This window comes from Xanthomarina spongicola (assembly GCF_003148645.1).
GTDB lineage: Bacteria > Bacteroidota > Bacteroidia > Flavobacteriales > Flavobacteriaceae > Xanthomarina > Xanthomarina spongicola.
The window spans coordinates 42,806-63,493 of record NZ_QGGP01000001.1 but is presented as its reverse complement, the minus strand read 5'-3'; the positions used below and the strand labels follow the sequence as shown (position 1 = coordinate 63,493).

Genomic DNA, 20,688 nt, shown 5'->3' with positions numbered 1-20,688 from the left:
AAAATTATTACTCATGAAAACAAATAAATTTTTAAAAGTAGTACTTGGTTTAATGGTGACTTTCGCTGTTGTATCATGTGTACAAGATGATGATTATACAGTTCCATCTAGTATGGGAGATGAGGAGAACACAAATTTAAATTCTTTAATTGCAAGCTCTACAGAAGTAACAATTGCTGAAGCTTTAACATATTTTGTTCCTGGTGAAGTAACACCAATTGTAACAAATGTGTATGTAAAAGGTTATGTGTCTTCTTCAGACCAAACAGGAAACTTTTATAAAGAATTCTTTATTCAAGATAGTCCATCAAACCCAACAGCAGCAATTAAAATTATTTTAAATCAGGTTGATTCATACAACCAGTTTAATCTTGGTAGAGAAACTTATGTAAATTTAAATGGCTTGTTTATTGGTGAAGCTAGATCTGGAGACGATGTTATTGCTATTGGAGGAAAACCAAATTTAGATAATGAAGTTGAAGCATTAACTGCTAATCAAATTCCAACACATGTATTAAGATCTCAAGTAACAGAAGCATTAATGCCATTAACATTATCAATATCTCAAATTAGCGATGCCAATATTGGAATGTTTATTGAAATTGAAAATGCTCAATTTTCTAGTAGTTTAGATGGAGAATTTTTTGTAGATCCAATGGATGATTTCGATTCATCTAGACCTATTGAAAGTTGTGAAGGTTTTGGATATTCTTATTTTCCATTAGAAACTAGTTCTTTTGCCAATTTTGCTCAACAACCTTTACCAACAGATTTTGGAGGTACTATTGCTGGTATTGTTTCTAAAACGTATAACGGAAGTAATCTAGTATTAGCATTAAACTCTACAGACGATATTAATTTCGATCAAGCAAAATGTACTCCTTTAGACATTAGCGATTTTACTGTAGTTGTTGATGAAGATTTCCAATCTGCTGTAAATAATACTGATTTTGATTTTCCAGGCTGGACTAATTTTTCTGAAGTAGGATCTCGTATATGGCGTGAAAAAACATTTTCAGGAAATGGTTATACTGAATTTAGTACGTATGGTTCTGGAGATGCAGAAAATATTGCTTGGTTAGTAACTCCTAGCATTGATATGACTGGATTAGATAATGTATTCTTAAACTTCAAAGCAGCACAACACCATTTAGATTCTGAAGAAAATACTCTAGAGGTTTTTGTTTCTACAGATTTTGATGGAACAAATGTATTAGGTGCTACTTGGGAGCCAGTTGCTGCTAATCTACCTTCTCAAGCAAATTCTTGGTATGAGTTTGTAGATTCAGGTTTAATTGATATCTCTGAATATTCTGGAACACTTTACGTAGCTTTTAAAGTTGTAGGTTCTGGTACAGACTTAGATCTTGATGGAGCATACCAAATAGACGATTATAAAATATTAGCTAATTAATTTTAGTTATTAATTAAATATCCTAAAACCTGCTAATCTTTAAAGTTAGCAGGTTTTTTTAATCTTTATTATAGCAAAATATATGTCAATTTTCGATTCTCTTTTTTTTAGTGTATTTAAGCATTATAAAGATGCTAAAAGCAAAAAAGCTAATCAAATAGCTACTATCTATATTTCCATTTTACAATGTGCTTTGTTATTGGTTTTAGGTGTTTTTTTTGCTGGATTTTTTAATCAAATGAATATGGATACCATGTCTCAAGATAAAGCATGGACATTATTTATTATGGTTTCAGTTTTTATATTTTTTAAAAATTGGATGCAATATGCAGGAAGAAAGCGCAAAGTACTTAATGCAAAAATGCTAAAAACTAAATCGCAAAACTATTCTATTTTTCTGCTTTGGTTGCTTCCAGTTGCATGTGTATTATTAGCAGCAATTATTTGGCAAGCAGTTTAAGTTTAATAAAAACCTATTTTTTTAAGGTAATGTATACAGGAAAATGGTCGCTATAACCACCATGATATTTTTTTCCAACGTATGTTCTAAACGGAGCCCCTTTAAACTTTCCTTTCGAATTTTTTAAGAATTGCGCATCAAAAATATCTGCTAATTCAAATTCAAACGATTTATTTTTAGGCGCTAATAAACTATCTGTAAAAAATATCTGATCGAATACATTCCATTGTTTATTATGGGTTGTAGTCCCTCTGCTATATGTTCGAAGTGTTTCCATAGGATTGAATAATTGAAAACCATCAACCAAACGTTTTACATTAAAACTTGAAGGCTCATCATTAAAATCTCCCATTATAATAATCTTAGAGTGCGTATCTGCACTTTTTATAGTAGATATTATTTCTCCTACTTTATTTGAAGCTGCTAAGCGCTTGTGTTCAGTTTCTTTTGTTCCAGCCCTTCTAGAAGACCAATGATTTAATATAAAATGGATTTTATCTCCTTCTAGCATACCAGTAACTAATAATATATCTCTTGTATAATCAACTTTTCCAGAATTATTAAATAACTCAATAGAATAAGGCTTAGATGATTCAATTTTAAAAAGAGTTTCATCAAAAATTAGTGCCACATCAATGCCTCTTTCATCTTTAGAGTTATAATGAATATAATTATAATTGAAATCTTTTAGATGGCTAGTGGCAATTAAATCGTTAATTACAGAACCGTTTTCTACTTCAGCTAATCCAATTAATGCAGGATGTTTTTTGGTTTCTTTTTTACCAATTTTAGAAATAGTAAATCCAATATTATTTAATTTTTCACTATAACGCTTTGCTGTCCATCTTTTATCTGCAGTTGGAGTTAAATCAGAGTCTGAAGTTTTTTTACTATCGTAAATGTCAAATAGGTTCTCTGTATTATAAAATGCAATAGTATGAGATAATAATGAAGTGTTATTTATTGATGAGTTCATTCATTTCTAATAAAGCATAAAAATATAAAAATTAAACTGCTTACAATTATGTAACTTTGTTCTTTATTTATAACTATGATAGAGAAGAAAGATATAGCCTTAGAAAGAGCTGTTTTAATTGGAGTTGTTACTAAAGAGCAAAACGAAGAAATGTCTAAAGAATATTTAGACGAATTAGAATTCTTAACATATACAGCAGGAGGAGAAGTTGTAAAAAGGTTTACACAGAAGATGGATATGCCAAATCCTAAAACTTTTATTGGAACTGGTAAGATAGAAGATGTAAGAAAATTTATTAGTGAAAATGACATTGGTACAGCTATTTTTGATGACGAATTATCTGCTGCTCAAGAACGAAACATTAGTAAAATATTAGAATGTAAAGTATTAGATAGAACCAATCTAATATTAGATATTTTTGCGCAACGTGCACAAACAAGTTATGCTAGAACTCAAGTAGAATTAGCACAATGCGAATATTTATTACCAAGATTAAAAGGTATGTGGACGCATCTTGAACGTCAGAAAGGTGGTATTGGAATGCGTGGTCCAGGTGAAACAGAAATTGAAACAGATAGACGTATTGTAAGAGAAAAAATTACACTTCTAAAGTCTAAAATAAAGACCATAGACAAACAAATGGCAGTGCAACGAGGGAATCGTGGTAAAATGGTTCGTGTGGCTCTGGTAGGCTATACAAACGTTGGAAAATCTACATTAATGAACGTAGTGAGTAAAAGCGATGTTTTTGCAGAAAACAAGTTGTTTGCAACTTTAGATACAACTGTTAGAAAAGTAGTCATTCAAAACTTACCTTTTTTATTAAGTGATACAGTTGGTTTTATTAGAAAGCTACCTACACAATTGGTTGAAAGTTTTAAAAGTACTTTAGATGAAGTTCGTGAAGCAGATTTATTACTTCATATAGTGGATATTTCTCATCCTAATTTTGAGCATCATATAGATTCAGTAAATAAAATTCTAGGAGAAATAGACAGCTCAGACAAGCCTACTATTATGGTTTTTAATAAAATTGATGCTTATAAACCAGAACCTTTTGATGAAACAGATTTAATAGCTGAAAGAACTGAAGCTCATTATACATTGCAAGAATGGAAAAAAACTTGGATGAATCGTGTTGGAAATAACGCTCTATTTATTTCAGCATTAAACAAACAAAATCTGGATGATTTTAAAAAACGTGTTTATGATGAAGTTAGAGAAATTCATGTAACCCGTTTTCCTTACAATCATTTTCTGTATCCAGATTATACTGAAGAAGAATAAAAAAAGCGCCATTTGGCGCTTTTTTTATTTCATATTTTTGTCACTAGAAATTATAGCTTAAACCAAAAGTAGTATAAACTTGAATGGCATTATCTACATTATTAAAATCTGGTTGAGGATCTGTTCCAGTAGAATCCCAATTATTGAACGCATAGTTAAGAGCTTCTTGTTTGTTGTCTCTTAAACCTAATTCAAAACCAAGACCAATACCTTTCCAAACAGTATAACTTAAAGAGTTTATCCATGTCCAGTTTGATAAATCTGAATCTTCATAACTCATAAACGCAGAAAGATTTGTGTTGAATTTTAATTTTCCAAAAGAGCGATTATAGTTAGCAACTACTTTAGCACCTAAAGAAGAATTGAAAATAGCATCGTTGTCTGCAAACACAAAGTTGTAGTTTAATGGATGTACAACTACAATTAAATTTTCTACAGGAGTCCATGTAATACCAACACCAACATCTAAATAACCAGGATCGTTAAAATTGTTTATTAAAGTTGTTCTATATTCTGCTAAAGTAGATGCAGCTAAATTTTTAGCTATTTTATATCCAAAAAGAGAGGTTACATTAAATACATCGCTAGCTTCTCTAAAGCTGTCATCATCATTTGGATCGTCTTTGTCATCAAATTTCACCCAACTTAAATTGATAATAGCCATATTGTACCAAAAATATTTTTCTCTATCTAATTTTGCATGTGGATTAACTGTAATGGTGATGTTACCAGCAGAATTGTTAGGAGATCCTTGACCATACCAGTTATTAAATTCAGAAAAACTTGCACCTATAGTACCAAAAGCACCAAATTTCCAACCAGGAAATGCATCTATTTGTTTTTGTAAATCATCTACACTAGTCTGTAAAGCTTTAATGGAATCTTTTTTTGCTGCTTGTTCAGATTTCAATTCATCTCTAGTTTGAGCGAATCCTGTTGTAATAGTAAAAACTAAAATTAGGATTGAAAGTAATTTTTTGTTCATTTTCAAAGTTTTAAGGATTATTTAATTAATTAAAGCCTGCAAATATATAGTTTACAATACATTAATCAAAAATATTTGAAAAATTAAACCGTAAACTTAACTTAATATACTAATTAGTTTTTTGGTTTTTTGTATAATGGAACAGAAGAGCAAGCTTCTCCAAACATAATAGATTTAGCAATTGGTTTAAGTCTATTTGTAACCATTAAATAGGCATTAACAGGAACAGGTTTTTTAGAACACCCTTTTATAATTACAGGCTTGTCTTTATAAGTTTCAAGATTTAAATTATTAATAATGTCTTGATAAATAGAAGTTTCTAAAGAATCTAAATCACCAATTATTGTTTTTTTAGAATAAGGCTCTAATTCCAGTATAATTAGCATATAAGCCCAAGCAGGAACAATGGCGTCTGTTGAACAATATAGAGCTACAAAACAATTTTTGTATTGTGTCCAATCATGATGTTTTACGTGTTCTCTAAAATCTTTTTCACGCAGCACGAAGCCTTCAAAAAGCCAGTCTTTAATGTCTATAATAATACGCTTTCCCTCAGGATAATAATCTTCAAGGTCAAATACCATTAAGGCACTATTTGTTACACGATTTATGATTTCTTCACTCACTGTTTGTTGTATGTTGTTATGTCGTAAAGTTGTAAAGATACTAACTGTACACACTGTTTACTGAAAACTGCCTATTGCAAAGAGTTTTTAAAGCATTCCAAGTTCTAGTTTCGCTTCTTCACTCATTAATTCTTGAGTCCAAGGTGGATCGAAAGTAATTTCTACTTCGGCTGTTTTAACTTCGTTTAACGATTTTACTTTTTCTTCTACCTCTAATGGTAATGTTTCTGCAACAGGACAGTTTGGGGTAGTTAAGGTCATTAAAATCTTTACTTCGTAATCTTCGTTTACAAAAACATCGTAAATTAAACCTAATTCGTATATGTCTACTGGAATTTCTGGGTCGAATATAGTTTTAAGTACACGTACTATTTTTTCTCCTAATTCTGCTGTATTTATTGTTGTTTCGCTCATTATTGTAATTGAGTTTGGTATGCAATGGCATACATTTTTAATTGTTTAATCATACTTACTAAGCCGTTGGCTCTAGTAGGTGATAAATGCTCTTTTAAGCCAATTTCATCAATAAAACTTGTATTAGCTTCAATAATATCTTTAGGATGCTGATTTGAAAAAACTCGAATTAAAATGGCAATAATACCTTTGGTAATTATAGCATCACTATCTGCAGTAAAGACTATTTTGTCATTAATTAAATCTGCATGAACCCAAACTTTACTCTGACAGCCTTTTATAATATTGTTATCTGTTTTATACTTTTCATTGATAAGTGGTAATGTTTTACCAAGATCTATCATGTATTGATAACGTTCTTCCCAGTCTTCAAACATGGAAAATTCGTCAATAATTTCGTTTTGTATTTCTTGAATTGTCACCTCTAATTATTTTGTTCAAAAATACGATAAGTATTATTACTAATCAATTATTTACTGCTTTTCAGCAAGTGTTAAAAAAGTAGAAATTAAAGAAGCAATATACTCATTTGGTTCACCATGGTCGAACTGTTGTGTTTGATAGGTTTTTCCCAAATAAGTGATTTCTAAAAGAGCAATTGCTGCGCCATCATAGAATCTTTTTTCTGTTGGTGCTTCTAAAGTGGTTATTTTTTCTAAATCTAATACCTTTATTTTTTCCAAAATGGCATTTGCTTCTTTTTTAGTACAGGATTTAATAGTTGGTGTAGAAGTTCTGTCTTTTTGAATGGATAGTTTTCCGTTTTCAAAAATATATTGATTAAATAATCCTCTAGATGTGGCCGTATATTCTATTCTATAACTACTTTCTTGTAATGTACTTAGCATGTTTACATTGTCTTTTAGAAGTGATATCGATCCATTTTCTGAATTAATAGTATTTGTATTTGAAAGCGCTTCTAGCATTTTTGTTTCAATAGTATTAACCGAATCCATACAAGCCATTCTTGTTGAAGCTAATGATCCAAATTTTATTGTGTTTCCATTTAACGTATAAGTTCCAGAGAAACGATTACAACCTGAAAATCCAGAAACGGTTTTTATACTATCGTTAAATTCAATGGTTAAGTTATATTCAGATACATCTTCTGTTCCAATTATTGAAACTTGATACTTTCCAGAAATATTATTCATAGTTTGTTTTTCATTTTGCATAGCAGAAGCATTTTTAGAGTTTCCACAAGACATTAAAGTAAATAAGGTAAGTATTAATGTTAGATATTTCATAGGGATTATATTTTTAATTATATGTAAAGATAAGAAACAAAAAAGACGCCAAAGTAGGCGTCTTTTAAATATTATATCAAATTTTTTTAATTTGCCATTGAAGCTCTAGGACCACCAGAAGCAAATAAAGCTCTCATTCTAGATTTTTGACCTTCAGAGAACATGTACATACATGCATCATCTGTGTAATCCATATAGTTCATTGTCATATCGTTAGAGCGACAATTTACTGTTGGGTAAGAAGGACAGCCATAATTTGGAGCATCAGAAGTTGGTGTGTCTGCTACAAAATCGTCTCTATTACATCTTCCATCTCCCCAAATATGTCTTAAATTTAGGTAATGTCCTACTTCATGAGTTGCAGTTCTTCCTTGATTGTATGGAGCTGCAGAACCACCAGGTAAACTAGAATATAATAAAACTACTCCATCAGTACTTGAAGACCCTCCAGGAAATTGTGCATATCCTAAAATTCCACCACCAATATTACATACCCAAATATTTAAGTGTGTTTCAGGTGTTACAGGTGGATAAGCACTTTTAACAGCATCGTTTGTTCCCCAAGAAGTTCTTGAATTTGCGTGTCTAAACGTTCCAGCTAAAGAGAATGTAATTTCACTATCTGCAGTTATTCCTGAAAATTCTGAAGGCACTTGGTTGATGTCGTTATTGGTTTTTCTAAAGTCCTTGTTTAAAACAGAAAGTTGAGAATTGATTTGATTATCACTAACGTTTTCGCTAGAATTACTATAAACAACATGAACATAAACAGGAATGTTTATAACTCCAGTAACTTCATCACCACCTCCACCAGGTCCACCTCCATTACCATTCCCATTCCCATTGCCTTTTTTACCAGCAATAAGAGATCGTGTTTGATATTCTATATCAAACATTTTTTGTTCTAAGCTAGGATCTTCATTCAATTGTCTGTTTAGATTTACCATAGAGTAGCAAGATTTACCTTTTCCTTCAGCAAGTCTTGACGTTTCATCAACATCAGCATCTGTGTAAACATAAAAATCACTCATATCAACTTTAGATTGATCGGTGTTTTCAATTGAGTTTTGATCGTCATTACAAGAAGTAAATAACATGGCAAGAGCTGCCATTCCTAAAAATACTTTTTTCATACTTGAGTTATTTGGTTAAAATTTTGATGAATATATATTTTTTTTGTAAAAATTTTAAGAAAAGGATAAATAAAATATCATTTTTTCGATAAAATGCAAAAAGCATATTTTTAGCTTAAACCAAAAAAAAACACCCAATGGGTGTTAATAAAATGATAGTCAAAAAGTTAAGCTTAAGATAGCATCATTTTAGCTTTCTTAATACCTTCAACTAAAACATCAACTTCCTCTTTTGTATTATAAAAAGCAAAAGATGCTCTAACAGTTCCTGGTATTTTATAAAAATCCATAATAGGTTGCGTACAATGGTGTCCTGTTCTAACTGCAATTCCCATTTTATCTAAAATGGTTCCAACATCGTATGGATGAATACCTTCTAAATTAAATGAAATAACTGAGGTTTTATTTTTGGATGTACCATATATTTTTAAGCCTTCAATTTCAAGTATTTTTTTTGTGGCATATTCTAAAAGCTCGTGTTCGTATTTTGAAATGTTATCCAAACCAATAGCGTTTAAATAATCTATAGCAGCACCAAAAGCGATGCCTCCACATATGTTAGGCGTTCCAGCTTCAAATTTATGAGGCAAGTCTGCATAAGTTGTTTTTTCGAAGGTTACTTCGGCAATCATTTCTCCACCACCTTGATAAGGAGGCAATTTTTTAAGCCAAGCTTCTTTTCCATAGAGCATACCAACTCCTGTTGGACCACACATTTTATGAGCAGATGCTACATAAAAATCAACATCAAGAGCTTGCACATCTGGTTTTAGGTGAGGACAAGCTTGAGCTCCATCTACTAAAACGGCTGCGCCAACCTGATGTGTTTTTTTAATAATTTCCTTAATAGGATTTATGGTTCCTAATGCATTTGAAATATGATTTACAAAAACCAGCTTCGTTTTTTCTGAAAGCAGTTTGTTGAATTCCTCCAAGACTAATTCGCCTGCATCATTCATAGGAATGACTTTTAGGATAGCTCCAGTTTTTTCGCATAACATTTGCCAAGGCACTATATTACTATGATGTTCTAAAGCAGAAACAATAATTTCATCCCCTTCTTTTAATAAGGAAGCAAATCCATGAGCTACTAAATTGATGCTTTCGGTAGTACCAGAAGTCATGATAATTTCATGCGCATGTTTCGCATTAAAATGGGCTTGAATTTTGTGTCTAGCTTCTTCGTATTTATCTGTGGCTTCTTGACTTAATGTATGAACACCTCTATGGATATTGGCATTGTAATTTGAGTAATAATCAACAATAACATCAATAACTTGAATAGGTGTTTGAGACGTGGCTCCATTGTCTAAATACACTAAGGGTTTGCCATGTACTTTTCTAGAAAGTATGGGGAAGTCTTTGCGTATTTTATTTATAGGAAACATTACTTATTTATTATTGATTCTAAGTTAAAATTTAAATTTAAATAAGCTCCTGCTGTTCTAATTTCCATTGGTTCAGATTCAGAAATATCTGAAAAACCATAATCTCCCAAAATTTCTAAAGCAAACATTTTTGCTATTGTAACACCAAAACCAAATTGTGCTCCAAAATTGGTGCTTTTATAAAAATTTGTAACATCGTTTCCAGATTGATCTTTAGCAGACAGAACAAAACTCATTCTTGGGCCTACTAATAAATAACCACCTTTATAATAACCTGATTCACTAGCCACATCAAATTTTAAGTGTGGGATTAATTGAATGGAATTTATACTAAATTCATCAGAGAATGAGTTAGGAATATAGTAAAATCTATATCGTTCGTAAGATCTGTTGTATTGTGTATTTAATTTGACTCCAAATCGCTCTGAAAATTGATAGTCAACAAAGACTCCAAAATGGGTGTCAAGTTTTTCAGGAGGCGATTCAGTTATTGAATTAGAAGATTTTTGTACTGTACCATCTATATAACTTGCTCCTAAAACAACACCATAAGTAAAGTTTTGAGAAAATAGATTTGTTGAAGTAATTAGAACAAAAGCGACTAATAGTATTTTTTTCATAAATTTAGTTTTGGGGTAGGTTATTATCTTAGATTTCTGCGCAGGCAGGAGTTTTAAAGATCAAACCCAATATTAACACCTAATTTAGTTGCGATAATCTTAGTAATTCGTTGTTTGATCTCTGGAATTTTAACCGAACTTAAAACATTATTACTAAAAGCATACATTAATAATCCTTTAGCTTCTTTTTCTGGAATGCCTCGAGAACGCATATAAAACATAGCGCTTTCGTCTAATTGTCCAATAGTACAACCATGTGAACATTTTACATCGTCTGCAAAAATTTCTAATTGAGGTTTGGTATTTATAGACGCTTTATCGCTTACCAAAATATTGTTGTTTGCCTGAAAGGCATTTGTTTTTTGAGCTTCTTTATTTACAACTACTTTTCCGTTAAAAACACCAGTTGAACTATCGTTAAAAATACCCTTATAATCTTGGTGACTTTCGCAATTTGGCTCAATGTGGTGAACCAATGTGTTATGGTCTACATGTTGCTTGTTACCAATAATAGTAACACCTTTTAAGGTAGAATCTATACGTTCGCCATTTTGGTAGAAATTTAGATTGTTACGTGTTAATTTACCACCAAAAGTAAAGGTATGAACAGAACAATGGCTTTCTTGTTTTTGATTGATAAAAGTATTGTCTATTAATGATGCTTTTTCGTTATCGTTTTGAACTTTATAATAATCAACTATAGCACGTTTATTAGCAAAAATCTCTGTAACACTATTTGTTAATACAGGGTTTTCTGTTAGGCTTTGATGACGTTCAATAATTTGCACATGAGAATTCTCGTTAACAACTATTAAATTCCTTGGTTGTTGCATTAAAGCAGACTCATCTCCAGTAGAAAAGTGGATAATTTGAATAGGCTTATCAACTATCTTATTTTTAGGAATTTGAATATAGGCACCTTCTTGAGAAAATGCTGTATTTAAAGATGTTAAGCTATCTTTTGTGGCTATTTTATTAAAGTAATTTTTAATAATTAATTGATATTTTGGTTTGTTTAAAGCTGCAGACATTAAACAGACATCTAAACCATCATGAGTTGTTTGAGATAGATGCGAAGAATATTTTCCATCAATAAAAACAATTTTATAACTGTCTATTTCGTGAATAAAATATTTTTTCACATCGTTATATTCTATTCTATTTTCATTCTTAGGAAACACGCTATAATCATGTTTTAAAATACTATTTAATGACGTGTATTTCCAAGCTTCATCTTTTTTTGTAGGGAAGCCTTGAGTTTCAAATATTTTTATGGCTTCGCTTCTAACATCATGAACTGGTGAATCGATGTCCACACGATTTTCGAATGCTAAAAAGGATGATATGAGTTTTTCTTTTAATTCCATTTAATTCCGTTTTCAGTTTTCAGTAGCAGTAATCAGTGTTTTGAATATGCAATAGAAAACTGTTTACTATTTATACATTTTGAAAGCTTTACCATTTGAGTAATCAGTTATGAGTTGGCAACTGCAAACTAATACTGAATACTGCTAATAATTTAGGCGTTTGCTTCTTCTTTAATCCAATCGTAACCTTTTTCTTCAAGCTCGTGAGCTAATTCTTTAGTGCCAGATTTTACAATTCTTCCGTTATGTAAAACATGTACAAAATCTGGAACTATATAATCTAAAAGTCTTTGGTAGTGCGTAATTACAATTACAGCATTGTCTTTACTTTTTAATTTATTGACACCATTTGCAACAATACGTAAGGCATCGATATCAAGACCAGAATCTGTTTCATCAAGAATAGCTAATTTTGGTTCTAACATGGCCATTTGAAAGATTTCGTTTCTTTTCTTCTCTCCACCAGAAAACCCTTCGTTTAGTGAACGAGATAAAAACTTACGATCTATTTCTAATAATTCAGATTTTTCGCGTATTAATTTCAACATTTCGTTAGCAGGCATATCTTCTAAACCTTTAGCTTTTCTAGTTTCGTTAATGGCAGTTTTCATAAAGTTTGTTACCGAAACACCTGGAATTTCAACTGGATATTGAAATGATAAAAAGATGCCTTTATGTGCTCTTTCTTCTGCAGCTAATTCATCTATATTTTCTTCATATAGAAGAATTTCTCCTTCTGTAACTTCGTATTCCTCTTTTCCAGCAATAACTGAAGCTAAGGTGCTTTTTCCAGAACCGTTTGGTCCCATGATTGCATGAACTTCTCCTGGCTTAACTTCTAAATTAATACCTCTTAAAATTGCTTTATCTTCAACACTTGCGTGTAGATTTTTTATTTTTAACATATGCTTTTTAATCTATAGATTCTGATAAACAGAGATCATTTATTTGTCTTATAGTTTATTCTTGGCTTCCTAGTTTTACCACATCGTTTTTATTTGGATCTGGTTTGCTAACCTTAATAATTTCTTTTATTTCAACCTTAAATGGCCAACCTTCTTCGCCTTCTGGTTTTGGAATTAATTTTCCTCTTATTTCAACAGGAACCATATCTGTAATTTCCATTTTAAATGGTTCTACCTGATTGTTTAATTCATGCATTTTTTCATCAATAACAACACCATAAACATCTTTGCGAGTCTGAATGACTGCTGCATCTGCATAATAAACAAATTCACCTTGTATAAAAGTTAATTCGGTATTTTCATTTTCCACCTTGCTGTCTTCCGTTTTAGAATCGTTTTTACAACTAGTTAATGTTGTAATTGTTAAGAGTAAGATAAATAGTTTTTTCATGATTAATTTTTAATTAAATATTGTTGAGATGCTTCTACTACGCTTAGCATGACATGTCATTCTTTTAAGTTTAACCTACACTTCCTTCTAATGAAATTTCCAATAATTTTTGAGCTTCAATAGCAAACTCCATTGGAAGTTTATTTAAAACTTCTTTGCTAAAACCATTTACAATTAAGGCAATGGCTTTTTCTGTATCGATACCACGTTGGTTACAATAGAAAATCTGGTCTTCTCCAATTTTACTTGTTGTAGCTTCGTGTTCTATTTGAGCCGATTTATTTTTTGCTTCTATATATGGAAACGTATGTGCTCCACATTCATTACCCATTAATAAACTATCGCATTGAGAGAAATTACGAGCATTGTCTGCATTAGCACTAATTTTAACTAAACCTCTATATGAGTTTTGAGATTTTCCAGCTGAAATTCCTTTTGAAATAATAGTCGATTTGGTGTTTTTACCCAAATGAATCATTTTGGTTCCAGTATCTGCTTGCTGATAATTATTAGTTACAGCAATGGAGTAAAATTCTCCAACCGAATTGTCGCCTTTTAAAATGCAACTAGGATATTTCCATGTTATGGCAGATCCTGTTTCTACTTGTGTCCAAGATATTTTTGCGTTTTTCTCGCAAATACCTCTTTTTGTTACAAAGTTGTAGACACCACCTTTTCCTTCATCGTTTCCTGGATACCAGTTTTGTACAGTTGAATATTTTATTTCGGCTCCATCCATTGCAATTAGTTCTACAACTGCAGCATGTAATTGGTTTTCGTCTCTACTTGGAGCAGTACAACCTTCTAAATAACTAACATAACTATCTTGGTCTGCAATTAAAAGAGTACGTTCAAATTGCCCTGTTCCTGCTTGGTTAATTCTAAAATATGTTGATAATTCCATTGGGCAACGAACGCCTTTAGGTATGTAGCAAAAACTACCATCGCTAAATACAGCTGAATTTAAAGCTGCATAAAAGTTGTCTTTTTGAGGAACAACAGTTCCAATATATTTTCTAACCAATTCAGGATGCTCTCTAATTGCTTCGCTAATCGAGCAGAAAATAATCCCTTTTTCGTTAAGCGTTTTTTTGAATGTTGTGGCTACAGAAACGGAGTCTATAACGACATCCATAGCAACATTGGCTAATTTTTTTTGTTCGTCTATAGATATTCCAAGTTTCTTAAAAGTCGCTAATAATTCTGGATCTACTTCGTCTAGACTATCGTATTTAGGTTTGCTATTTGGAGCAGAATAATAAGAAATAGCTTGAAAATCTGGTTTTACGTAATTTACATTAGCCCATTCTGGTTCTATCATTTCTTTCCAAGCACGAAAAGCTTCTAATCGCCAATCTGTCATCCATTTCGGCTCTTCTTTTTTAAGAGAAATGGCTTTTACTATTTCTTCGTTTAATCCAACAGGAAATGTATCTGATTCAATATCAGTATAAAAACCATATTCGTATTCCTTGGTTTTTAATTCTTCTCTTAAATCGTCTTCGGTATATTTATTCATTATTTTATTTTATAGAGAGAAACTTTCACCACAACCACAAGTTCTGTTGGCATTTGGATTATTAAATACAAAACCAGCACCATTTAAACCTCCTGAATACTCAAGAGTTGTTCCAATTAGGTATAAGAAACTTTTTTTATCGACTATAATTCTCACACCATTGTCTTCAAAAACCTTGTCTTCTTCTTGTTGTTCTCTGTCAAATTTTAGATCGTAAGACAAGCCAGAACAACCACCACTTTTTACACCAACTCGAACATAGTCTGTTGTTGCATTAAAACCATCTTCAGTCATTAGTTCAACAACTTTCTTTTTGGCTATTTCAGATACTTTAATCATAGATTAAATAGATTAATTCACGTGTGTCTTTTAATTTCTCTATTTATACGTTTTGCCTTAGTTAAAAATAGACCTCTTTCGAATAAAGTAATTTTTATTAAGAAGGTTTCTAAATAGAAACGCAAATATACAATATCTGTCTAATTTTTCCATAGAACCTAACATGATATTATAGATAGATAAATAGATATAACTTATAGTTAGAAAGGCTTTTTATAATATGTAGAATAATAGTAATTTTTTAATGGTAAAAGCTAATCAATTTTAGAAACAAATCCATAGTATTTTATTGGATCTCTTCTAATACTCCTAATTGATAATAGAGCTTTGTTTTTACCAGAAACAGTTAGAATAATATCAAAGTTTTCGTCGTCAGTTTGAGTTGTAAATTTGATATAAATTTTTTTCCTTTTGTTGTTGTATTTTATATTGTAATTGATTTTATCATTTTGATAAGTAATGCTTCCAATGCTAGTCGAATCAGTACTTTTATCCATTTGAGTTGCACCTAAATATGGTAGAGCTGCCAAAGAATGGTTACCAATAATGGTTAGTATACTTTTATCATTATTGAAGTTAAATACTCTTCCATCTTCAGTTGATGCTGATATTGGTTTAAAGAAATACTCTCCAGATTCTATTATTACTTTATTACTTTGATAGTCTTCATTTTTTTGGGCTTCTTTAAGTTCCTTTTTAGTTTGAGCAGTTAGATTATTTCCTATTAAAAAAATAAATGTGACGATAAAAATTCTTTTCATTATCAGTTTTGAAAGTCTGGATTATTTATAAAAGATGGATCGGAAAGGGTTAATAAGAAAGCTTTTAAATCTGATTTATCCTGTGGCGTTAAGTGTACGCCACCTTCATCTACTTTTTTCATTAAAGGGTCAATAGTTGGAGAATCTACTAATCCTTCGCTATAATGATTTATAACTTCGTCTAAGGTGTTAAATCTGCCATCATGCATATAAGGTGCTGTAAAAGCTAAATTTCTTAGAGAAGGAGATTTAAATTTTCCATTATCTGTAGGATCTCCACTTATTTCACCAAGACCTAAATCTGTAAATGTCGCGTCTAAACCATTATTGTGAAATATATTATCTGTCCAAAGAGGATTGTTTGGATTTCCATGACAATGAAAACAATCGCCTCGAGTTTCGTCCATAAAGACATTTAGACCGTTTTGCTCTTCGGGTGTTAATGTGGCTTCACCAAGTAAATAACGATCGAATTTAGAATTAGCTGAAATAAGCGTTCTTTCGAATTGAGCAATGGCTTTTGTTGCTAGCTCTTTTGTTATGGTTTGATTACCAAAGGCAGCTTGAAATAATTCGGGATATTCGTTACTTTGTTGTAGTCTTGAAACAACAACTTCCCAAGTATTGTGCATCTCTATTGGGTTTGTAACAGGCTCTATAGCTTGATGCTCTAAACTAAATACGCGTCCATCCCAAAAGAATAACTCATCGTAATTCCAAGCCATATTAAATAAAGGCATGGAATTTCTATTTCCTGCAATTCCATCGATACCTATACTAAATCTAGCTGAATCTGTAAAGGCATTTTGTGGTGCATGACAAGAAGCACATGCTTGTGTGTTGTCTGCAGAAAGAATAGGGTCGAAAAATAATTTTTTGCCAAGAGCAATTCCTTCAACTGTTTGAGGATTATCTATTGGAAGTACAGGAGCAATAATATTCTCTTCGAAAAGAGGAGGTATATTTAACGGTTGAGGTGTTGGAGAATAAGAAACATAATTATCTGCAGGTTCATTTGTACAGGATGTATAAATAAGCCCAATAAGACAACTAATATATAAGAATTTGGATCTCAACTGTTTTGTTTTATTGTGAAATATTCTTTAAGCTAAATACATTTTGCCCATTTTCATATATCATTACTTGTGCATCAAAATTTGGCATAAGCATATTATATAGTACGTTTAAATCCCATTGATTTGGGTTTTTAAACCATTCGGCAATATTCATTTCAATATTAAAAGAAATGTTATTAGTAATGTTTACAGGTCCTAAATTGACAGTAAAAAAGGTGTCTTGGAATAATAAATCTGGAGCATTGCTCATGTTTACTGCTCTAATAGCATGATAAGCATATCCTGTTTCCACATCTATTGTGTTTATGTATTTGCCTTCAAGTTGCATGTAATGATATCCTCCTCCCATCATATCTGGAACATTCCATAAGGCTGAGTTTAAATCTGGATAATTGTTATTGTAATTGTCTTCATTGTTAAAACCAAATGTAAAAGAGACGTTTTCATAAGATCCCGTTGGGATGTCAATATTTGGTGTGTAAGTTAATTCAGAATCATTAGTAACATCTATTAAATTATAACCATCTATAACAATTGTTTCGCCATTAGATTTATAAAATGTCACGTTAGAAATAAGGTATCTTAATTTTTCGATACTCATTTCTTCACCATTTGCATTGGTAAACTGTATGTTGTTAAAATCGGCACTTGAAACTGCTGTACCATCCCAATTATGTGTAAAATTAAATGTTGTATTTACATTTTGAGGCACGTTGTTAGGTGTATTGTTATCATCGTCACTACATGAAACGATTGTGAATATAATACTAAATAGGGCAATTATTTTTTTCATCTTATTAGTTAATTTTAATAATTAATACATCTGAAAACCCTTTATTTTCGGTTATATCTCCATCATTGCTTTCAGATTCGCCAACAATTATTACTGAATTATCATGTAGTTCTGTTGCATCGTAAGCATAATCTATATTGGATCCACCAAAAGATTTTTGCCATAATAGTGACCCTTCAGAATTTATTTTAAAAACCCAAGCATCATTTTGTCCTTGGTTTTTGGTTAGATCTCCATTTGCACTACGTGAGCTACCAGAAATTAAAAAGCCATTATCTTGTGTCGCTTTAATAGATCGACTAATGTCGAAACTACTACCACCAAAAGATTTCTCCCAAATAATTTCTCCAATTGGAGATATTTTAATAACCCAAACATCTGCTCCACCAAAATTTTGAGACACATCTAGATCGTTACTTCTAGTGTCTCCTACAATGATGTAATTTCCATCGTTTGTAGCAGCAATTGATCTGGCTTCATCAATCTGTGAGCCACCATAACTTTTCTCCCAAATAAGTTCTCCAGTTGCAGAAATTTTAATCACCCAGAAATCGTATTCACCAAGATTGTTAGAAATATCCACATCATTACTGTCTGAAGAGCCAACAATTAAATAACCATTATCATTAGTTTGAACAACATCATAAGGTGTGTCTGTAAAAGAACCACCATAATATTTACTCCATTGCTTGTTACCACTAGCATCTAGTTTTATTGCCCAATAATCTCCACCAGCATGTTTGGCATTATTCAATTTTGTGTTTCCTTCACCCTCTGATGCTGTAACATCGAGAACACCAATTAAAAGAAAACCATTATCGTTAGTTTGTGTAAAAGAAATTCCAGAATCTAATCCTGGATATCCGAAGGATTCTTGCCAGTTGATATTTCCAGAAGCATCTAGTTTTACTACCCAATAATCTTGTAGTCCAGCATTTAGAGTAACATCTAAATCGTTACTATAACTATAACCTAATAAAGCATAACCACCATCTGGAGTCTGTGTAATAGAATAGCCTCTGTCGTCTTCACTTCCACCATAAGTTTTAGACCATTGAAGTGTGTTATTCGAGTCGAATTTTAAAACCCAATAGTCATAACCTTCATTAGGTTTATCTGTAATGTCTTCATCATTACTTTGTGTATAGCCTAATATGGCATAGCCTCCATCACTTGTTTTAGTAATTGATTGAGCTTTGTCGTTTTTAGAACCACCATAGGTTGATACAAAATCTATCGAATTTTGAGGTGTATCTTGAGATGGATTATTATCAGACTCACAACTTAAAATTAAAACGAATAATTGAATTAAAAGTGTAAATTGTATGTTTCTATTTAAGAACATAAATGGGTTATTTTATGTGCCACTTTTTCTTACAATAAATAAGCCTCTATTAATATCACTTACAATAATGTTACCACTTGCAAAATAAGGATACACATTCCAAGCACCTTTAAAACTTGTGTTATTGTTTTCTGGATAAGTGTCAAAATACCCAATCTCTTCCATTGAATTTGAAGAGACATTGGAAATATCGATAATTCTTAATCCAGCCGAATAATTAGCTTGATAATAGTCATTTCCTTTTACATAACCATTATGATCAATGGCAGCAGTTGGACCGTTGTAATTCATATGTAAAGTTGGATTATCTAAATCTGAAAAGTCGAAAACAATAGTTCTTGTATTATTCCCAAAACCTAATTCGTCTGTTTCATCACCTAATAGAAAATAGGTCATATCTTCAGTAAACCATCCTTGATGTACATAACCAATATTGTTGTATGTAACAGTTGAGATAGGAATAGGATTGCTTTTGTCTGTTACATTGGCTAGTACTACTTCATTTGCATTCGATCCAATTAAAATTTCTTGTCCAGCATAATCTGCATCTGGACCATTATAAGTTACTACTTGAGCATCATGAGAATAACCAGGAAAACTTCCTTCGTTAACTGGGTTTGTTGGGTTTTGAATATTAATAAACAAAGGTCCACCCGAATTAATATTACTTCCCACTATATATGCGTAACCTGATGTTTCGTTTATTACAATATTATGAGCAGAACCAAAATCGGTATAATGTGCATCTGCTGTAAATGTTTCTGGTGGAGAAGTGACATCTCTTAATCTAGTTAGATCGAATACTTGCATACCATGTCCAGTTGCTTCACTTACTATAAAAGCATAATTATTGTAAGTTTTCACATCTCTCCATTTGTTTCCACTATTACCTGGATTTGCACTTGCTAATTTACCGAGTAAAATAGGCGCTGTAGGATCTGTCATATCTACAAAAGCTGTTCCTTGTGTTGAACAAACTAAAGCATATTCTTTATTAGTTGTAGGGTCTGTCCAGCCCCAAGAATCGTTTCCTTCGGCTCCAATTTCAGCTAATTCTTCTAAAGGAATATAACCCATTAAATCGTAATCATTACAAGCGTAAGGTCCAGCCATACCACCTTCACATGGATATAATGGTGTTAATGCAGGCACGTCATCACAAGCATCACCAATACCGTCATTATCTGTATCTTCTTGTCCTGGATTTGGTATCAAAGGACAGTTGTCAACATCGTCAAAAATACCATCATTATCAGTATCAATTTCCGATACTGATTCACAAGCATCACCAATGCCATTATCGTTAAAGTCTTCTTGATCAGGATTAAAATCATTTGGACAGTTATCACTAGCATCAGGAATGCCATCATCATCAGTATCGACAACAACTAAAGGGTCAACAGGCTCATCATCACATGATTGAAAGCACGTTAAAACAATACATCCAAATAAAAATATTTTAAAAAAGGTAGAAAGAGTTTTAAAAGTAAACATTAGCAAATTTTATTAATTAGAATTAGGGATATAAGACAAAACGAATTCATTTAAAAGAATATTGTCTAATACAATTTATATCCACAAA

At 31.5% G+C, this 20,688-nt stretch carries 22 protein-coding genes; 3 read left to right on the top strand and 19 right to left on the bottom strand.

Annotated features, from left to right (window positions below):
* Nucleotides 1-13 precede the first annotated feature (13 nt).
* Both LX78_RS00275 and LX78_RS00270 read left to right on the top strand, forming a co-directional pair.
* On the top strand, nucleotides 14-1,414 hold the full coding sequence (locus tag LX78_RS00275; protein WP_109680648.1) for a DUF5689 domain-containing protein: 1,401 nt from the start codon (nucleotides 14-16) through the stop codon (nucleotides 1,412-1,414).
* Between the two features lie 82 nt (nucleotides 1,415-1,496).
* On the top strand, nucleotides 1,497-1,874 hold the full coding sequence (locus LX78_RS00270; protein WP_245881450.1) for a hypothetical protein: 378 nt from the start codon (nucleotides 1,497-1,499) through the stop codon (nucleotides 1,872-1,874).
* Nucleotides 1,875-1,887: 13 nt separating this feature from the next.
* On the opposite strand, the gene LX78_RS00265 is transcribed toward LX78_RS00270, so the two are convergent.
* The gene (locus tag LX78_RS00265; RefSeq protein WP_109680647.1) at nucleotides 1,888-2,850 is read right to left on the bottom strand and encodes an endonuclease/exonuclease/phosphatase family protein; all 963 of its coding nucleotides are present in this window, start codon (nucleotides 2,848-2,850) and stop codon (nucleotides 1,888-1,890) included.
* A gap of 75 nt (nucleotides 2,851-2,925) precedes the next feature.
* On the opposite strand from LX78_RS00265, the gene hflX reads away from it, so the two are divergent.
* On the top strand, nucleotides 2,926-4,137 hold the full coding sequence (gene hflX, locus LX78_RS00260) for a GTPase HflX (RefSeq protein WP_109680646.1): 1,212 nt from the start codon (nucleotides 2,926-2,928) through the stop codon (nucleotides 4,135-4,137).
* A gap of 43 nt (nucleotides 4,138-4,180) precedes the next feature.
* Here hflX and LX78_RS00255 read toward each other — a convergent pair whose 3' ends face one another.
* From LX78_RS00255 to LX78_RS00170, 18 genes are all read right to left on the bottom strand, one after another.
* The gene (locus LX78_RS00255; RefSeq protein WP_109680645.1) at nucleotides 4,181-5,122 is read right to left on the bottom strand and encodes a DUF3078 domain-containing protein; all 942 of its coding nucleotides are present in this window, start codon (nucleotides 5,120-5,122) and stop codon (nucleotides 4,181-4,183) included.
* A gap of 113 nt (nucleotides 5,123-5,235) precedes the next feature.
* Nucleotides 5,236-5,748 carry a DUF2480 family protein gene (locus LX78_RS00250; RefSeq protein WP_109680644.1) on the bottom strand — a complete coding sequence of 171 codons (513 nt, stop codon included), beginning with the start codon at nucleotides 5,746-5,748 and terminating at the stop codon, nucleotides 5,236-5,238.
* Between the two features lie 87 nt (nucleotides 5,749-5,835).
* Nucleotides 5,836-6,162: a DUF59 domain-containing protein gene (locus LX78_RS00245; RefSeq protein ID WP_109680643.1), complete on the bottom strand. Its 327-nt coding sequence runs from the start codon at nucleotides 6,160-6,162 to the stop codon at nucleotides 5,836-5,838.
* Nucleotides 6,162-6,584 (bottom strand): SufE family protein, encoded by a 423-nt coding sequence (locus LX78_RS00240; protein ID WP_109680642.1) that lies wholly within the window; start codon nucleotides 6,582-6,584, stop codon nucleotides 6,162-6,164. Before LX78_RS00240 ends, LX78_RS00245 begins: the two co-directional genes overlap by 1 nt.
* 51 nt (nucleotides 6,585-6,635) lie before the next feature.
* Entirely contained in the window at nucleotides 6,636-7,409 is a 774-nt protein-coding gene (locus LX78_RS00235) for an META domain-containing protein (RefSeq protein WP_109680641.1), read from the bottom strand.
* Between the two features lie 86 nt (nucleotides 7,410-7,495).
* A complete protein-coding gene (locus tag LX78_RS00230; protein WP_109680640.1) occupies nucleotides 7,496-8,542 on the bottom strand; it encodes a zinc metalloprotease in 1,047 nt (348 codons plus the stop codon).
* Nucleotides 8,543-8,715: 173 nt separating this feature from the next.
* On the bottom strand, nucleotides 8,716-9,930 hold the full coding sequence (locus LX78_RS00225; protein WP_109680639.1) for an aminotransferase class V-fold PLP-dependent enzyme: 1,215 nt from the start codon (nucleotides 9,928-9,930) through the stop codon (nucleotides 8,716-8,718).
* Entirely contained in the window at nucleotides 9,930-10,550 is a 621-nt protein-coding gene (locus tag LX78_RS00220) for an outer membrane beta-barrel protein (RefSeq protein WP_109680638.1), read from the bottom strand. Before LX78_RS00220 ends, LX78_RS00225 begins: the two co-directional genes overlap by 1 nt.
* Nucleotides 10,551-10,603: 53 nt before the next feature.
* Nucleotides 10,604-11,917: a Fe-S cluster assembly protein SufD gene (sufD, locus tag LX78_RS00215; protein ID WP_109680637.1), complete on the bottom strand. Its 1,314-nt coding sequence runs from the start codon at nucleotides 11,915-11,917 to the stop codon at nucleotides 10,604-10,606.
* Nucleotides 11,918-12,069: 152 nt separating this feature from the next.
* Nucleotides 12,070-12,822: a Fe-S cluster assembly ATPase SufC gene (sufC, locus tag LX78_RS00210; RefSeq protein WP_109680636.1), complete on the bottom strand. Its 753-nt coding sequence runs from the start codon at nucleotides 12,820-12,822 to the stop codon at nucleotides 12,070-12,072.
* A gap of 55 nt (nucleotides 12,823-12,877) precedes the next feature.
* A complete protein-coding gene (locus tag LX78_RS00205) occupies nucleotides 12,878-13,273 on the bottom strand; it encodes a hypothetical protein (protein ID WP_109680635.1) in 396 nt (131 codons plus the stop codon).
* 70 nt (nucleotides 13,274-13,343) lie between these two features.
* Complete coding sequence (sufB, locus tag LX78_RS00200; protein WP_109680634.1) at nucleotides 13,344-14,792, bottom strand: Fe-S cluster assembly protein SufB; 1,449 nt, start codon at nucleotides 14,790-14,792, stop codon at nucleotides 13,344-13,346.
* A 9-nt stretch (nucleotides 14,793-14,801) separates the two neighbouring features.
* Nucleotides 14,802-15,131, bottom strand: coding sequence for a HesB/IscA family protein (locus LX78_RS00195; protein ID WP_109680633.1), 330 nt, complete (start codon nucleotides 15,129-15,131; stop codon nucleotides 14,802-14,804).
* Between the two features lie 254 nt (nucleotides 15,132-15,385).
* Nucleotides 15,386-15,892 carry a DUF4251 domain-containing protein gene (locus tag LX78_RS00190; RefSeq protein WP_109680632.1) on the bottom strand — a complete coding sequence of 169 codons (507 nt, stop codon included), beginning with the start codon at nucleotides 15,890-15,892 and terminating at the stop codon, nucleotides 15,386-15,388.
* 2 nt (nucleotides 15,893-15,894) lie between these two features.
* Nucleotides 15,895-16,968 carry a cytochrome-c peroxidase gene (locus LX78_RS00185; protein ID WP_109680631.1) on the bottom strand — a complete coding sequence of 358 codons (1,074 nt, stop codon included), beginning with the start codon at nucleotides 16,966-16,968 and terminating at the stop codon, nucleotides 15,895-15,897.
* Between the two features lie 10 nt (nucleotides 16,969-16,978).
* The gene (locus LX78_RS00180; RefSeq protein WP_109680630.1) at nucleotides 16,979-17,761 is read right to left on the bottom strand and encodes an MbnP family protein; all 783 of its coding nucleotides are present in this window, start codon (nucleotides 17,759-17,761) and stop codon (nucleotides 16,979-16,981) included.
* 4 nt (nucleotides 17,762-17,765) lie between these two features.
* Complete coding sequence (locus LX78_RS00175) at nucleotides 17,766-19,106, bottom strand: hypothetical protein (protein ID WP_109680629.1); 1,341 nt, start codon at nucleotides 19,104-19,106, stop codon at nucleotides 17,766-17,768.
* A gap of 12 nt (nucleotides 19,107-19,118) precedes the next feature.
* Entirely contained in the window at nucleotides 19,119-20,600 is a 1,482-nt protein-coding gene (locus LX78_RS00170) for a choice-of-anchor B family protein (protein WP_109680628.1), read from the bottom strand.
* Nucleotides 20,601-20,688 lie beyond the last annotated feature (88 nt).

Excerpts from the sequence above, each read along its gene's own strand:
- LX78_RS00275 (WP_109680648.1), top strand. The coding sequence starts at position 14 with ATGAAAACAAATAAATTTTTAAAAGTAGTACTTGGTTTAATGGTGACT.
- LX78_RS00270 (WP_245881450.1), top strand. The coding sequence starts at position 1,497 with ATGTCAATTTTCGATTCTCTTTTTTTTAGTGTATTTAAGCATTATAAA.
- LX78_RS00265 (WP_109680647.1), bottom strand. The coding sequence starts at position 2,850 with ATGAACTCATCAATAAATAACACTTCATTATTATCTCATACTATTGCA.
- hflX (WP_109680646.1), top strand. The coding sequence starts at position 2,926 with ATGATAGAGAAGAAAGATATAGCCTTAGAAAGAGCTGTTTTAATTGGA.
- LX78_RS00255 (WP_109680645.1), bottom strand. The coding sequence starts at position 5,122 with ATGAACAAAAAATTACTTTCAATCCTAATTTTAGTTTTTACTATTACA.
- LX78_RS00245 (WP_109680643.1), bottom strand. The coding sequence starts at position 6,162 with ATGAGCGAAACAACAATAAATACAGCAGAATTAGGAGAAAAAATAGTA.
- LX78_RS00235 (WP_109680641.1), bottom strand. The coding sequence starts at position 7,409 with ATGAAATATCTAACATTAATACTTACCTTATTTACTTTAATGTCTTGT.
- LX78_RS00230 (WP_109680640.1), bottom strand. The coding sequence starts at position 8,542 with ATGAAAAAAGTATTTTTAGGAATGGCAGCTCTTGCCATGTTATTTACT.
- LX78_RS00225 (WP_109680639.1), bottom strand. The coding sequence starts at position 9,930 with ATGTTTCCTATAAATAAAATACGCAAAGACTTCCCCATACTTTCTAGA.
- LX78_RS00220 (WP_109680638.1), bottom strand. The coding sequence starts at position 10,550 with ATGAAAAAAATACTATTAGTCGCTTTTGTTCTAATTACTTCAACAAAT.
- sufD (WP_109680637.1), bottom strand. The coding sequence starts at position 11,917 with ATGGAATTAAAAGAAAAACTCATATCATCCTTTTTAGCATTCGAAAAT.
- sufC (WP_109680636.1), bottom strand. The coding sequence starts at position 12,822 with ATGTTAAAAATAAAAAATCTACACGCAAGTGTTGAAGATAAAGCAATT.
- LX78_RS00205 (WP_109680635.1), bottom strand. The coding sequence starts at position 13,273 with ATGAAAAAACTATTTATCTTACTCTTAACAATTACAACATTAACTAGT.
- sufB (WP_109680634.1), bottom strand. The coding sequence starts at position 14,792 with ATGAATAAATATACCGAAGACGATTTAAGAGAAGAATTAAAAACCAAG.
- LX78_RS00195 (WP_109680633.1), bottom strand. The coding sequence starts at position 15,131 with ATGATTAAAGTATCTGAAATAGCCAAAAAGAAAGTTGTTGAACTAATG.
- LX78_RS00190 (WP_109680632.1), bottom strand. The coding sequence starts at position 15,892 with ATGAAAAGAATTTTTATCGTCACATTTATTTTTTTAATAGGAAATAAT.
- LX78_RS00180 (WP_109680630.1), bottom strand. The coding sequence starts at position 17,761 with ATGAAAAAAATAATTGCCCTATTTAGTATTATATTCACAATCGTTTCA.
- LX78_RS00175 (WP_109680629.1), bottom strand. The coding sequence starts at position 19,106 with ATGTTCTTAAATAGAAACATACAATTTACACTTTTAATTCAATTATTC.
- LX78_RS00170 (WP_109680628.1), bottom strand. The coding sequence starts at position 20,600 with ATGTTTACTTTTAAAACTCTTTCTACCTTTTTTAAAATATTTTTATTT.